13 protein-coding genes are annotated in these 13,243 nt (G+C 69.2%); 9 read left to right on the plus strand and 4 right to left on the minus strand.

Annotated elements, in window-relative coordinates:
* Positions 1-2: 2 nt before the first annotated feature.
* From nosZ to CR157_RS14505, 6 genes are all read left to right on the plus strand, one after another.
* Entirely contained in the window at positions 3-1,880 is a 1,878-nt protein-coding gene (gene nosZ / locus CR157_RS14480; RefSeq protein ID WP_110284237.1) for a TAT-dependent nitrous-oxide reductase, read from the plus strand.
* Between the two features lie 50 nt (positions 1,881-1,930).
* The gene (locus CR157_RS14485; protein WP_110284238.1) at positions 1,931-3,244 is read left to right on the plus strand and encodes a nitrous oxide reductase family maturation protein NosD; all 1,314 of its coding nucleotides are present in this window, start codon (positions 1,931-1,933) and stop codon (positions 3,242-3,244) included.
* Complete coding sequence (locus CR157_RS14490; RefSeq protein ID WP_110284239.1) at positions 3,241-4,176, plus strand: ABC transporter ATP-binding protein; 936 nt, start codon at positions 3,241-3,243, stop codon at positions 4,174-4,176. Before CR157_RS14485 ends, CR157_RS14490 begins: the two co-directional genes overlap by 4 nt.
* On the plus strand, positions 4,173-4,997 hold the full coding sequence (locus CR157_RS14495; RefSeq protein ID WP_110284240.1) for an ABC transporter permease: 825 nt from the start codon (positions 4,173-4,175) through the stop codon (positions 4,995-4,997). Before CR157_RS14490 ends, CR157_RS14495 begins: the two co-directional genes overlap by 4 nt.
* Before the next feature lie 32 nt (positions 4,998-5,029).
* Positions 5,030-5,569, plus strand: coding sequence for a nitrous oxide reductase accessory protein NosL (locus tag CR157_RS14500; protein WP_110284241.1), 540 nt, complete (start codon positions 5,030-5,032; stop codon positions 5,567-5,569).
* A gap of 95 nt (positions 5,570-5,664) precedes the next feature.
* Complete coding sequence (locus CR157_RS14505; protein WP_110284242.1) at positions 5,665-6,246, plus strand: hypothetical protein; 582 nt, start codon at positions 5,665-5,667, stop codon at positions 6,244-6,246.
* A gap of 40 nt (positions 6,247-6,286) precedes the next feature.
* Here CR157_RS14505 and CR157_RS14510 read toward each other — a convergent pair whose 3' ends face one another.
* Positions 6,287-8,107: a putative bifunctional diguanylate cyclase/phosphodiesterase gene (locus CR157_RS14510; RefSeq protein ID WP_110284243.1), complete on the minus strand. Its 1,821-nt coding sequence runs from the start codon at positions 8,105-8,107 to the stop codon at positions 6,287-6,289.
* A 385-nt stretch (positions 8,108-8,492) separates the two neighbouring features.
* Here CR157_RS14510 and CR157_RS14515 point away from each other — a divergent pair, with 385 nt between their 5' ends.
* Both CR157_RS14515 and CR157_RS14520 read left to right on the plus strand, forming a co-directional pair.
* Positions 8,493-9,098, plus strand: a complete 606-nt coding sequence (locus CR157_RS14515) for a histidine phosphatase family protein (RefSeq protein WP_258364182.1) — start codon at positions 8,493-8,495, stop codon at positions 9,096-9,098.
* A gap of 37 nt (positions 9,099-9,135) precedes the next feature.
* Complete coding sequence (locus CR157_RS14520; RefSeq protein ID WP_110284244.1) at positions 9,136-9,501, plus strand: DUF6164 family protein; 366 nt, start codon at positions 9,136-9,138, stop codon at positions 9,499-9,501.
* 56 nt (positions 9,502-9,557) lie between these two features.
* Here the strand turns inward: CR157_RS14520 and CR157_RS14525 are convergent, their stop codons facing one another.
* Together CR157_RS14525 and CR157_RS14530 are read right to left on the minus strand one after the other, a co-directional pair.
* Complete coding sequence (locus tag CR157_RS14525) at positions 9,558-10,262, minus strand: OmpA/MotB family protein (protein WP_110284245.1); 705 nt, start codon at positions 10,260-10,262, stop codon at positions 9,558-9,560.
* The gene (locus CR157_RS14530) at positions 10,255-11,070 is read right to left on the minus strand and encodes a motility protein A (protein WP_110284246.1); all 816 of its coding nucleotides are present in this window, start codon (positions 11,068-11,070) and stop codon (positions 10,255-10,257) included. The genes CR157_RS14525 and CR157_RS14530 overlap by 8 nt, the downstream gene beginning before the upstream one ends.
* A 194-nt stretch (positions 11,071-11,264) precedes the next feature.
* Here CR157_RS14530 and CR157_RS14535 point away from each other — a divergent pair, with 194 nt between their 5' ends.
* Positions 11,265-12,464, plus strand: a complete 1,200-nt coding sequence (locus CR157_RS14535; RefSeq protein ID WP_110284247.1) for an EAL and HDOD domain-containing protein — start codon at positions 11,265-11,267, stop codon at positions 12,462-12,464.
* Between the two features lie 69 nt (positions 12,465-12,533).
* Here CR157_RS14535 and CR157_RS14540 read toward each other — a convergent pair whose 3' ends face one another.
* The gene (locus CR157_RS14540) at positions 12,534-13,232 is read right to left on the minus strand and encodes an RNA polymerase sigma factor FliA (RefSeq protein ID WP_110284248.1); all 699 of its coding nucleotides are present in this window, start codon (positions 13,230-13,232) and stop codon (positions 12,534-12,536) included.
* Between the last annotated feature and the right edge of the window lie 11 nt (positions 13,233-13,243).

Consider the following 13,243-nt stretch of genomic DNA (forward strand, 5'->3'; position numbering starts at 1 on the left):
CCATGAGTGACAAGAAGGACACGATCCAGAACCTCGGCCGCCGCCACTTCCTGCGCAACAGCGCCGTGACGGGAGTCGCCGGTGCCGGGCTGGCCGGCGGCTTCGGCGCGGGTGCCCTGATCGGCAGTCGGCCGGCCCGGGCCGCCGCCACCGGCGACGCCGCCATAGCCCCCGGCGAGCTCGACGAGTACTACGGTTTCTGGAGTGGCGGCCACTCCGGCGAGGTGCGCGTGCTGGGCGTACCCTCGATGCGCGAACTGATGCGCATCCCGGTCTTCAATACCGACAGCGCCACCGGCTACGGCATCAGCAACGAGTCGAAGCGCGTCCTGGGCGACTCGTCGCGCTTCCTCAACGGCGACTCCCACCACCCGCACATCTCGATGACCGACGGCCGCTACGATGGCAAGTACCTGTTCATCAACGACAAGGCCAATACCCGAGTGGCGCGCATCCGTCTCGACATCATGAAGACGGACAGGATCACCACCATTCCCAACGTCCAGGCCATCCACGGGCTGCGCCTGCAGAAGGTTCCCCACACCAAGTACGTGTTCTGCAACGCCGAACTGCCGATCCCGCAGATCAACGACGGCCGCGACCTGGAGAACCCCGACAACTACTGGACCATGTTCAATGCCGTGGATGCCGAGAGCATGGAGGTGGCCTGGCAGGTGATCGTCGACGGCAACCTGGACAACACCGATGCCGACTACACCGGTCGCTTCGTCGCCGCCACCTGTTACAACTCGGAAAAGGGCATGACGCTCGCCGACACCATGCGCGCCGAGCGTGACTGGGTGGTGGTGTTCGATGTCGAGGCGATCGAGGCCGCCGTGGCCGCCGGCGAGTACGAGGCCCTGGGCGACGCCCCGGTGCCGGTGCTCGACGGGCGCAAGGGCTCGGCGCTGACCCGCTACATCCCGGTACCCAAGAACCCCCACGGCCTGAATACCTCGCCGGACGGCAAGTACTTCATCGCCAACGGCAAGCTCTCGCCGACCTGTACGGTGATCGCCATCGACCGGCTGCCCGAGCTGTTCGACGACGCCATCGAGCCGCGCGACGCCGTGGTCGCCGAGCCGGAACTGGGCCTCGGGCCGCTGCATACCACCTTCGACGGCCGCGGCAACGCCTATACGACCCTGTTCATCGACAGCCAGGTGGCCAAGTGGAACATCGAGGACGCCATCCGCGCCTACAACGGCGAGGAGGTCAACTACCTGCGCCAGAAGCTCGACGTCCACTATCAGCCCGGCCACAACCACGCCAGCCTCACCGAATCGCGGGATGCCGACGGCAAGTGGCTGGTGGTGCTCTCCAAGTTCTCCAAGGACCGCTTCCTGCCGGTGGGCCCGCTGCACCCGGAGAACGACCAATTGATCGACATCTCCGGCGAGGAGATGCGCCTGGTGCATGACGGCCCCACCTACGCCGAACCCCACGACTGCATCCTGGTGCGCGCCGACCAGCTCTCGCCGAGCCGGATATGGAGCCGTGACGACCCCTACTTCGCCGAGACCGTGGCCATGGCCGAGGCCGACGGCATCACCCTGGAGCGCGACAGCAAGGTCATCCGTGACGGCAATCGGGTCCGCGTCTACATGACCTCGGTGGCACCGAACTTCGGGCTCACCGAGTTCAAGGTCAAGCAGGGCGACGAGGTCACCGTGGTGATCACCAACCTCGACCAGGTCGAGGACCTGACCCACGGCTTCTGCATGGTCAACCATGGCGCCCAGATGGAGATCGCCCCCCAGCAGACCGCCAGCGTCACCTTCATCGCCGACAAGCCCGGGGTGCACTGGTACTACTGCAACTGGTTCTGCCACGCCATGCACATGGAGATGACCGGCCGCATGCTGGTCGAGAAGGCCTGACGGCCCACCGGGGCCGGGCGGATGCCCGGCTCCGTCACCCGGAGACACCCATGACCCGACGACCGATTCTCGGCGTCCTGACCTTGATTCTTGCCGCCTGGCTGCTGTGGCCGCCGGGGGCACTGCTGGCCGCCGACTGGACGGCCAGCCCGGGCGAATCATTGCAGCCGCTGGTCGAACGGGCCGGCGATGGCGATCGCCTGATACTGCCCGCGGGCCGCTATCCCGGCCCGCTGACGATCGACCGCTCCCTGTCCGTCGTGGCCGAAAGCGGCGCCGTGATCGATGGCGGCGCCCAGGGGCATGCCGTGACCCTGGCCGCCCCCGACATCCTGATGGAAGGCCTGCGAATCGAGAACTGGGGCGATGACCTCACCGCCATGGACGCCGGCATCTTCGTCGACCGCAGCGCCACCGGCAGCGTGATCCGCGACAACGACCTGCAGGGCCCCGGTTTCGGCATCCGGCTGGACGCCGTGCGCGGGGTGCGGGTCCTCGACAACCGCATTCGCGGCGACGCCGGCCGGCGCTCGCAGGATCGCGGCAACGGCATCCACCTCTTCAACGTCGAGGAGGTCCTGGTGGCCGGCAACGACATCCGCCGGACCCGCGACGGCATCTATATCGACACCAGTCGCCACAGCATCCTGCGCGGCAACCGCCTGGAGGAGCTGCGCTACGGCGTGCACTACATGTACGCCTTCGACAATCGCCTGGAGGGCAACGTCACCCGCAACACCCGTACCGGCTACGCCCTGATGCAGTCCAAGCGGCTCACGGTCCTCGACAACCGTTCGGTGAACGACGAGAACTACGGCATCCTGATGAACAACATCACCGACTCACGGTTGCGCGGCAACCGCGTCGAGGGGATCCGGCAACCGCTGGATGCCGCGGGCCAGGGCTTGGTCAGCGGCGGTGAAGGCAAGGCGATCTTCATCTACAACTCGCAGTTCAACCACTTCGAGGCCAACCGCTTCACCAACAGCGATATCGGCATCCATCTCACCGCCGGCTCCGAGGACAACGTGCTGGTGGGCAACGCCTTCGTCGCCAACCGCCAGCAGGTGATGTACGTGGCCACCCGCCCCCAGGAGTGGTCGGCGGACGGCCGCGGCAACTACTGGAGCGACTACCTGGGCTGGGACCTGGCCGGTGACGGCATCGGTGACACCGCCTTCGAACCCAACGATGCCGTGGACCGGCTGCTGTGGCGCTACCCTGCCGCCCGGCTGCTGATGAGCAGTCCCGCCGTGGTGGCACTGCGCTGGGTACAGCGCCAGTTTCCCATCTTCCGCGCCCAGGGCGTGCGCGACAGCGCCCCCCTGATGCGCGCCCCCGACCTTGGAGGCCTCCGCCCATGAACCCGGTGATCGACTGCCGCGGCCTGACCCTGCGCCACGGTCCCCTCACCCGCCTCGACGGCCTGGACCTCCAGGTGCAGGAGGGTGAGGTGCTGGCCCTGCTCGGCCACAACGGGGCCGGCAAGACCACCACCATGAAGCTGTTCCTGGGGCTGCTCTCGCCCAGTGCCGGCACCCTCTCGGTGCTCGGCGGCGCCCCCGACGGCCCCCACGCCGAGACCCTGCGCCGCCGGCTGGGCTACCTGCCCGAGAACGTCAGCTTCTACGAGCAGCTGACCGGCCGCGAGGTGCTGACCTATTTCGCCCGGCTCAAGCGGGTCGGCCGGCGCCAGGTCGACGCCCTGCTCGCGCGGGTCGGCCTCGGCGAGGCCGCGCGCCGCCGGGTCAGGACCTACTCCAAGGGCATGCGCCAGCGCCTCGGCCTGGCCCAGGCGCTGCTCGGCGAGCCCCGGCTGCTGCTGCTCGACGAACCCACCACCGGGCTCGACCCCGCCGCCACCCGCGACTTCTACGAGACGGTGAGCGAGCTGCGCGAGGGCGGCTGCACGGTGCTGCTGTCGTCCCACGTCCTGCCCGGCGTCGAACCCTACATCGACCGCGCCCTGATCCTCGGTGCCGGGCGCCGCCTGGCCCTGGGTAGCCTCGACGAGCTGCGCCATGAGGCCGCGCTGCCGCTGACCATCCGCGCCCGGGGACGCTGGCCCGGGGTCGACTGGTCCCGGGGCTGGGACGACGCGGACGTCACGCCGCGCCACCTCAACGGCCGGGCCCTGGAGCTCGGCGTGCACCCCGCTGCCAAGATGACGGCGCTGCGCCGCCTGAGCGCCACGCCGGGCGTCGAGGATATCGAGGTGCTGCCGCCGACCCTCGAGCATCTCTACGCCCACTTCTCCACGGGGGCCAGCCCCCAGGCATCGGGAGACGCCCCATGAACGCCACCCTGATCGTCGCCCGCAAGGAGTTCCAGGACGGCCTGCGCAACCGCTGGGTGCTGGCCATCGCCCTGATCCTGGCCGCCCTGGCGGTGGGCATCGCCTGGTTCGGCGCCGCCGCCAGCGGCGGCCTGGGCTTCACCTCGCTGGCCACCACCCTGGTCAGCCTGTCGACCCTGGCGGTGTTCCTGATCCCGCTGATCGCCCTGCTGCTGGCCTTTGATGCCGTGGTCGGCGAACAGGAGGCCGGCACCCTGCTGCTGCTGCTCACCTACCCGCTGAGTCGCACAGCGCTGCTTCTCGGCAAGTTCCTCGGCCACGGCCTGATCCTCGGCGCAGCCACGGCGCTGGGCTTCGGCATTGCCGGGGGGGTGATCGCCGTCGGCGCCGAGGGCGTCGATCTCCGCGAGCTCGCCGCCAGCCTGGGCCGGCTGATTCTCAGCAGCGTGCTGCTGGGCTGGGTGTTCCTCGCCTTCGCCTACCTGATCAGCGTCTGGGTCGGCGAGAAGGCGCGAGCCGCCGGCCTGGCGCTGGGCGTGTGGTTCCTGTTCGTACTGGTCTTCGACCTGGGGCTGCTGGCGCTGCTGGTCAGCGTGGACAGCGGCGCCGACTGGCTGCCCTGGCTGCTGCTGCTCAACCCCACCGACGGCTTCCGGCTGATCAACATGGTCGGCTTCGATGCCGCCCAGGCCCACACCGGCGTCACCGCCATCGCCCAGGGCGGCGCCTTCCAGGTCGGCTGGCTGCTGCTGGTGCTGGTCGGCTGGATCGCCGCCCCCCTGGGGCTGGCCATCCTGCGCTTCCGTCACCACACGGCCTGAACCCCGGCCTCGTTTCTTACAGGAGTCTGCCCATGATACGTCCCTTCCCCGCCGCGCCGCTGCTGGTCCTGTCACTGCTGCTGGCCGGCTGCGGCAGCGAGCCCGACGGCGCCGCCCTGGCGTCGGCCCAGCCCATCGGCGACGGCGACAGCTGCCATGTCTGCGGCATGCTGATCGAGGAGTTCCCCGGGCCCAAGGGGCAGGCCTACCTCGACCGCGACACGGCGCCGCGCAAGTTCTGCTCCACCACCGAGCTGTTCGCCTTCCTGCTGCAGCCGGAGAACGAGACCCGCCTCTCCCACGCCTATGTGCATGACGTGGCTGCCGCGCCCTGGGCCACGCCGGACGACGAGGCCTTCATCCCGGCCAGCGAGGCCTGGTACGTGGTCGAGCACGAACGCCGCGGCAGCATGGGGCACACCCTGGCCTCGTTCCGCAAGCGCCGGCATGCCGAGGCCTTCCGCGACACCCACGGCGGCCGGGTGCTGGCCTTCGAGGAGATCGACCTGGCACTGCTCGCCGACCTCGGCAGCCGCGCAATGCCGGGCACGTCGGGACACGGGCGCCATTGAGCCCATCCTCACGCCGAAACGCCCACCGGGACAGCCCCAGCGGGCTCTGCTAGCATCCGGGGTTCGTCTCCACGCCACCCAGGATGCTGCTGCCGATGTCATCGCCGGTCACCCGCCTCGCTCGCCTGCTGCCCGCCCTGCTGCTCGCGCTGGGCCTGGCCGCCCCGGTCCAGGCCACCACCTTCAACACCGGCAACGTCGAGGCCCATGGTGCCTGGCACTCGTTGACCCTGACGCTGGGCGAGGAGCGCCACTTCCGCGCCATGGAAGGGCAGAGCTACAGCGATTCCCTGCTCAGCGTCAACGTGACGCCGGGGGTCTGCGACCTTCCCTGGCTGGAGCTGCGGGTCGAACTCGACGAGCACCAGGCCGAGGACCGCACGGTCAACCGGGTACCCGCCGACCTGCGGGTCGACCACGAGACCATCCACAGCGGCCGGGCCGAGTTCGTCATCGAGCGCGGCGACAGCGGCTTCTACGTACACTTCTTCCTGGAGGAGCAGCCGCTGCTGCTCGAGGAGATGCGCAGCGGCGAGACCCTGCACCTGCGCCTGATGCGAGCCGAGGACGACCCCTGGTTCATGACCTTCGACCTCGACGGTGCCGACGCGGCGATTGACCGGATGTTGCGCCGCTGCGAGGCTGCCTCCCCCAACGCGAAGGGACTCGACGGCTAGCCCTGCCCGCCGTGACGGCGCCGGCTCCCCCAAGCATGGACTAGGGCCGAGGGGCCTCAAGGCCAGCCACCGGCCGAGGGTGCGCCGTCAACGACAGCTCCTCGACGGAGACCGGACGGCCGAACAGGTAGCCCTGGAAGGCCCGGCAGCCCTGCGCGGCCAGCCAGTGCCGGTGGGCCTCGCTCTCCACCCCCTCGGCGATCACCTCGAGTTCCAGGCTGCGGGCCAGGGTGATGATGGTGGTGACGATGGTGGCATCGGTGGGGTCATCGAGCAGGTCGCGCACGAAGGACTGGTCGATCTTCAGCTGGTCCAGCGGCAGCCGCTTGAGGTAGGCCAGCGACGAGTAGCCGGTGCCGAAGTCATCCAGGGCGAAGCCGATGCCCAGCGACTTGAGTCGCTGCATCTTGTACCGGGTGTCCTCGCTGTCTTCCAGGAAGAGGGTCTCGGTCAGCTCCAGCTTGAGTCGCTCGGGCCGCGCCCCGGTGGCGGCGAGGATCCGCTCGAGCCGGTCGACGAAGTCCGGCGCCCGGAACTGGTCGCGGCTGACGTTCACCGCCATGGTCAGGTGCTCGGTGGCCGGCGTCGCGGCCCACTTGGCGAGCTGCCGGCAGGCGGTCTCCAGCACCCAGAACCCCATCGGCACGATCAGGCCGTTCTCCTCGGCGACGGGAATGAACACCCCCGGCGACACCAGGCCCCGCTCGGGGTGCTCCCAGCGCAGCAGCGCCTCGACGCCGGTGATCTGCCCCTCGCCATCGACCTGGACCTGATAGAAGAGCCGCAGCAGGCCATCGGCGAGGGCCTGTCGCAGGTCGGCCTCGAGGCTGGCCCGCTCCATCACCCTGGCCTGCATGGCCGGGTCGAAGAAGCACAGGGCGTGTCGCCCCGCCGCCTTGGCCTGGTACATGGCCAGATCGGCCTGCTGGAGGATATCGTTCACCGTGGCATGGCCGTCGGTGAACAAGGTGATGCCGATGCTGCCGCTCACCTGGCAGCGCATCTCGCCCAGCATGCAGGGCGCCACCAGGCTCGCCAGCAGCTTCTCGCCCACCCGCTCGGCCACCATGGCGGCCTCGTCGGCCTCCAGGCCCAGGTCGTGCAGCATCACCACGAACTCGTCGCCGCCCAGGCGGGCGATGGTGTCGGTCTCGCGGGTGATGGCGGTGAGTCGCTCGGCGATGATCAGCAGCAGCTCGTCGCCGCGATGATGCCCCAGGCTGTCGTTGATGGTCTTGAAGTTGTCCAGGTCGATGAACATCACCGCCCCGTACTCGCCGCTGCGCCGGCTATCCTTCAATGCCGACTCCAGCCGATCGACCAGCAACCGTCGATTGGGCAGGCTGGTCAGGGGATCATAGAAGGCCAGCTGATGGATCTCCTCCTCGGCGGCCTTGCGCTCGGTGATGTCGCTCAGGGTGGCCACGTAGTTGGTGACCCGCCCCTGCTCGTCCTTCACCGCGCTGATGGTCAGCCACTGGGGATGGATCTCGCCGTTGCGACGACGATTCCAGACCTCACCCTGCCAGCTCCCCTTGTCGCCGATGGCATGCCACATGCGCTGGTAGAAGAGGTCATCATGGCGTCCGGAGTTGAGGATACGCGGGCTGTGGCCGACGATCTCCTCGGCGGCGTAGCCGGTGATCTGTCGGAAGGTCGCGTTGATCTGCAGGATCCGCCCCTCGGCATCGGTGATGAACATGCCCAGGTGGGTCTCGAAGGCCATGGCGGCAATGCGCAACTGGGCCTCCTGGCCCTGGCGGCGGGCCAGCTCCCGCTGCCGTTTGGCAATGGCCTGCCAGCGGGACCAGCGTCGCCGCCTAGCGCCCTGCCTCGATACCCCGCCATCCCGTGTCGTCATTGCCGCACATGCCCCCGATTCGTGCTCGCCCTGCACGACGGGGCCCGGTGGCCCTCTGGTGCATCACGGCGTATCGGCCCGCCGGGCCGGAAACTCGAGCCTCCCTTCCTCGCGGATATCCCTCCATGGCAGGCCCCCATTATGCCAGCATGAGCGCCCATCACGAACGAGATTTCCTCCCCCGGGTACGACACACCGGCCAGGGTAGCGGTCAGACCCTTGCCGGTGCGGTGCTTCCCGGGTCCTGGAGCCTGATCATGGCGGGTCTCGCTTCGACTTGCAGTTATCATGGGAAGAGAGAAACACTGAGCGAAACCGAACCCCATATGGATAATATGAGATGTTGTTGATATAACGAACTCAATCCAAGTGTTGTGACGATAGCATGCCAACCGATTTCCTCAACGCTCGCGGGGCCTGGCGCAACCGCTACCTGCTGATGCGCCACGGCCATAGTCGGGCCAACGAGCAGGGCCTGATCATCAGCGACCCACGCCACGGCCTGGCCGACTACGGTCTCTCTGCCGAGGGCGAGGCGCAGCTCGCCCGGCTCGTCGACGACTGGGCCTGGCCCGCCCCCACCCTCGTCCTCCACTCGGACTTCCTGCGCACCACCCAGACCGCTGGCCGGGTGGCCGAGCATTTCGGCCTCTCGCCCAGCCCCGAGCCGCGCCTGCGCGAGCGCCACTTCGGCGAGTTCGAGTCCCGTTCCGCCGACCGCTACCTTGAGGTCTGGGCGCTGGACGAGCGGGACCCGGCCCACCGGACCCATGGCGTCGAGCCGGTGGCCACGGTGGCCGCGCGGATGCAGGCGGTGATCGAGGAGCTGGAGCGTACCGTCACCGGCATGACGATCCTGCTGGTGAGCCACGGCGATCCGTTGCAGATCCTGCTCACCGCCCTGGAGGGACGACCGTTGAACCGGCACCGGGACCGCCCGCCGTTGCTGCCGGCGAGCATCACCCCGCTGGGCGACGCCCCCGTGGCATAATGGGCACCCAGCTTCCATCGGCGCCGGGAGAGCGATCGTGACGGTACTGCTGTTTCGGCTGAACAACGTGCCCGACGAGGAGGCCGAGGAGGTACGCCGGCTGCTCGACGAACACGGCTTCGATACCTACGAGACCCGCGCCGGCTTCTGGGGACTGGGGGTCGCGGCGATCTGGCTGCGCGACGAAGCCCAGCGGGAGGCGGCCCGCGAGGTGATCGACCGCTACCAGCAGGCGCTGGGGGAACGGATGCGGCGCGAGCACCACGAGCTCGACGCCCGCGGCCAGGCCCCCACCCTGTGGCGCCGCCTGCTGCACCACCCCTTCCGGGTGCTGCTGCTCACCGCCGCGGCCCTGGGCATCCTGGCCCTTTCCCTGCTTCCCTTCCTGGGGCTGATCGACTGACCCGCCCTGTCCCCAGCCCGGGCAGAGCGGCTCATGCTCTCTCCTCGTCTCTGTCATCAGCCCTGCTTGAGTAGCAGCTCCACCCGTCGGTTGGCGGCCCGCCCCTCGGCACTGGCGTTGCTTTCGAGCGGCCGGGTGTCGGCATAGCCGATGGCCCGCAGCCGCGCCGGCGGCACCCCCTGTTCGGCAAGGTAACGCAATACGGCGATGGCCCGCCCGGTGGAGAGCTCCCAGTTCGAGGGGAAGCGTGCCGTGGTGATGGGAATAGCGTCGGTATGCCCCTCCACCGAGACCTGGCCATCGAAGTCGGCCAGGGTGGCGACCAGGCCCCGCAGGATCTCGCGGCCGCCGGTGGTGAGTTCCGCCTGGCCACTGGAGAACAGCAGGTTGTCGTCGATGCGCAGGGTGACGCCCCGATTCCCCTCGGCGACGCTGACCCCCTCGATCTCGAGGCCACGGAAACGCGGCTTGAGGCCCTCGTGGCGCGGCTTGAGCCCCGATGCCGTCGACCCCGACATCGCCCCCGGGCCGCCGGCCAGCGCGAGGGCGGCCGACTCGGCCCGCGGCGACACCTGTCGCCTCGCCTCGCCGCCGTGCTCGCTGCCGGTGACCCTCAGGCCGTTGCCGGCCAGCGACAGCAGCAGCACGAACAGCGTGATCAGCAGGGTGAGCACGTCGAGGTAGCTCACCAGCCAGCCTTCGCCATCGTCGCCGCCCGACGCCTCCGGCAGCAGCGACTCCCGGGCGTGCCGGTCAAGCATGTTGGCCGGCCTCGCCGCCGCCCGGCCGCGGCCTGCCGGGCTCGCGGATCTCGTCATGGTAGTTGGCCACGAAGGAGTTGAGGGTTTCCTCGATGAAGGAGGGCAGGCGGCGCTTGGTGATCAGCGAGATCCCCTCCAGCACCATGTTCATGGCGATCAGCCGCTCCTCGGTGCGTCGCTCGAGCTTCACCGCGATGGGCTTGAACACCAGGTTGGCGAGCAGGATGCCGTAGAAGGTGGTCAGCAGGGCCACCGCCATGCGCGGGCCGATCACGTGCAGGTCCCCGGCCTCCATCACCTCGAGCATGTTGACCAGCCCCACCAGGGTACCGATCATGCCGAACGCCGGGGCATAGGTGGCCATGGTGCGGAAGATCTGTGCCTCGGCCTGCTCCCGGGCCTTGAGCCGGGCGATGCGCCAGCGCAGCAGGTCGAAGATCTCCTGCTCCCGGGTATTGGCGATCACCAGTTGGATACCGGTACGCAGGAAGGGGTTGCGGGTGTGCTCCAGGGCCTCCTCCACGGCACGCACGTCGCCCTTGAACCACAGCCGCGACATGTCCACCAGCTCCTTGATGTCGTCGCGGGTATAGGTATTCTCGCGGCGGAACACCAGCCCCACCAGGCGGACCACCCGCACCACCTCCTTGAGCGGATAGCTGATGAAGGTGGCGGCCATGGTGCCGGCCAGCACGATGGCCAGGCCGGGGAGGTTGAGGAAGCTCTGGGGCGACTCGGCGGTGAAGAGCAGGACGCTGGCCAGCAGCACGCAGCTGACGAAGATACCGATGAGCGTCGACGGGTTCATGCGCGGCTCCTTGCCGGTAAGGGGAGGCTTGATAGGGATATCGGCCGCCACGGGCCGGGCTTTAGTCGGGGCGCCCGACCGCGGACAAGCGACGGGGCGCAATGATACTCTTTGTTACATCGCCTGCCGGTCACCGGGCCAGCCCCACCACGATCACGACACACGGCAGGCATCATGTCGCAGGGAGCCATACCATGTCAGGACAGAGGGAAGCCGACGCCTTCGCCATCGCGCTGCAGCCCATCCACGACGCCGATTACCGCCATGTCGCCGACCGCCTGCTCTACCGCCATCACGGCGAGGGCCTCGACGACCCGGTCGCCGCCACCGCCCGGGCCCTGGCCACCGCCATCTACGAGCTGGATGAGGGCAAGCGGCTCGGCCCCCGGGAGCTGATCATCGACCTGCCCGCCGAGTGGCTGGAGCGCGCCGACCTGCTGCCCTCGCCGGCCCGGCAGGTGATCATCGGCCTGCCGCGCGCCCTGTTCCTGACGCCCGCGCTGGTGGGCACCCTCGAGCAGCTACGCGAGCGCGGCTATCGGCTGCTGATGCCCGCCTCCAGCCTGCAGGGCGACGGTCGGGCGTTCGCCCCGCTGGTCGACCTGATCCGCCTGCGTCGCCCCGACGAGCTCGACGGCGACCAGTTGCGTGCCCATCGCCAGCGCGGCGCCCGGCTGCTGGCCGAGGAGATCCGCGATCCCGAGCGGCTCGAGCACTTCCGCGCCCTCGACTGCCACTACTTCGACGGCCGCTACCTGGCCGAGCCGGCCTTCTACGCCGCCCGGCCCCGCGGCCGTCACGGCAACCGCGCGGCCCAGCTGCGCCTGGTCAACGAGCTCTACCGCGAGGATGCCGACCTGCACCGCCTCTTCGAACTGCTGATCCAGATGCCCCACCTCCATGTGGCGATCCTGCGCCGGGCCAACTCCAGCCAGTTCGGCCAGGGCGCACGGCAGAGCGATCTCAAGCGGGCCATGCAGGTCATCGGCCTCAACGAGCTGCGCCGGCTGGTGATGACGCTGTCGCTGGCCAGCGATCTGCCATCGTCGAAGCTCAAGGTGCGCATGGCACTGATCCGCGCCTTCATGTGCCGCAACCTGGCCACGCCCTTCAGCAACATCGATCCCGAGAACGCCTTCGCCACCGGGCTCTTCTCGATGATGGGCCCGCTGCTCGACGAGGCCCAGGACGCCCTGCTCGCGGAGCTGCCGCTGCCCGCCGCCGTCGCCCGGGCCCTGACCGACCGCGAGGGCCACCTCGGCGCCCTGCTGACCCTCTGCGAGGAGCACGAGCACCAGGTCGCCGACGGCGGCGCCACGGCCAGCACCGACCGGCTGCAGCAGTGCTACCTGGATGCCCTCGACCAGACCGATGCGCTGATGAGCCGCCTCTGAAGAGCTCGTTTGAGCTCGTTTGGGGTCAGACCCCAAAGGGAATTTAAGGGTCTGACCCCATAGGGCCCCTCAATCGTCGCGCAGCCGCGCCCGCAGCCGGCTCACCGCCTGGCCGTGGAGCTGGCAGACCCGCGACTCGGTCACCCCCAGCACGGCGCCGATCTCCTTGAGGTTGAGCTCCTCCTGGTAGTAGAGCGCCATCAGCAGCTTCTCCCGCTCGGGCAGCGCCTCGATCGCCTCGACCAGGCGTCGCCGCTGCTCGCCGTCGACCAGGGCGGTGAAGGGCGACGCCAGCGGGTCGGGGCCGCGCGGTTCCGCCCCCTCCGCCACCAGCGCCTCGAAGGGCAGCAGCTGGCCGTTGTTGGTATCGCTGAGCAGCTGGCGGTAGTCGGCCAGGTCCATCTCCAGCTCGGCGGCGATCTCGTGCTCCTCGGCCGGCCGCCCCAGGCGCTGCTCGAGGCGCCGCACCGCCTCGTCCACCGCCCGGGCGTTGCGCCGCACGCTGCGCGGCAGCCAGTCGCGACTGCGCAGCTCGTCGAGCATGGCACCCCGGATGCGCTGGCTGGCGAAGGTCGCGAAGCTTGCCCCCTGGCTGGCGTCGAAGCGCCCCATGGCCTCCAGCAGGCCCATGGTGCCGGCCTGGATCAGGTCATCCAGCTCGATGCTCGCCGGCAGCCTGACCTGCAGCGCCAGCGCCTGACGCCGCACCTGCGGCAGGTACTGCGTCAGCAGCTCGTGCTGGTCGATCTTGCCCTTTGCGGTATACATCCCCTTCGACT

It is taken from the genome of Halomonas sp. LBP4 (assembly GCF_003202205.1).
GTDB lineage: Bacteria > Pseudomonadota > Gammaproteobacteria > Pseudomonadales > Halomonadaceae > Halomonas > Halomonas flagellata.

What these genes read in the sequence shown, in the direction of transcription:
- nosZ (WP_110284237.1), top strand. Translation starts at nt 3, where the DNA reads ATGAGTGACAAGAAGGACACGATCCAGAACCTCGGCCGCCGCCACTTC.
- CR157_RS14485 (WP_110284238.1), top strand. Translation starts at nt 1,931, where the DNA reads ATGACCCGACGACCGATTCTCGGCGTCCTGACCTTGATTCTTGCCGCC.
- CR157_RS14490 (WP_110284239.1), top strand. Translation starts at nt 3,241, where the DNA reads ATGAACCCGGTGATCGACTGCCGCGGCCTGACCCTGCGCCACGGTCCC.
- CR157_RS14495 (WP_110284240.1), top strand. Translation starts at nt 4,173, where the DNA reads ATGAACGCCACCCTGATCGTCGCCCGCAAGGAGTTCCAGGACGGCCTG.
- CR157_RS14500 (WP_110284241.1), top strand. Translation starts at nt 5,030, where the DNA reads ATGATACGTCCCTTCCCCGCCGCGCCGCTGCTGGTCCTGTCACTGCTG.
- CR157_RS14505 (WP_110284242.1), top strand. Translation starts at nt 5,665, where the DNA reads ATGTCATCGCCGGTCACCCGCCTCGCTCGCCTGCTGCCCGCCCTGCTG.
- CR157_RS14510 (WP_110284243.1), bottom strand. Translation starts at nt 8,107, where the DNA reads ATGACGACACGGGATGGCGGGGTATCGAGGCAGGGCGCTAGGCGGCGA.
- CR157_RS14515 (WP_258364182.1), top strand. Translation starts at nt 8,493, where the DNA reads ATGCCAACCGATTTCCTCAACGCTCGCGGGGCCTGGCGCAACCGCTAC.
- CR157_RS14525 (WP_110284245.1), bottom strand. Translation starts at nt 10,262, where the DNA reads ATGCTTGACCGGCACGCCCGGGAGTCGCTGCTGCCGGAGGCGTCGGGC.
- CR157_RS14530 (WP_110284246.1), bottom strand. Translation starts at nt 11,070, where the DNA reads ATGAACCCGTCGACGCTCATCGGTATCTTCGTCAGCTGCGTGCTGCTG.
- CR157_RS14535 (WP_110284247.1), top strand. Translation starts at nt 11,265, where the DNA reads ATGTCAGGACAGAGGGAAGCCGACGCCTTCGCCATCGCGCTGCAGCCC.
- CR157_RS14540 (WP_110284248.1), bottom strand. Translation starts at nt 13,232, where the DNA reads ATGTATACCGCAAAGGGCAAGATCGACCAGCACGAGCTGCTGACGCAG.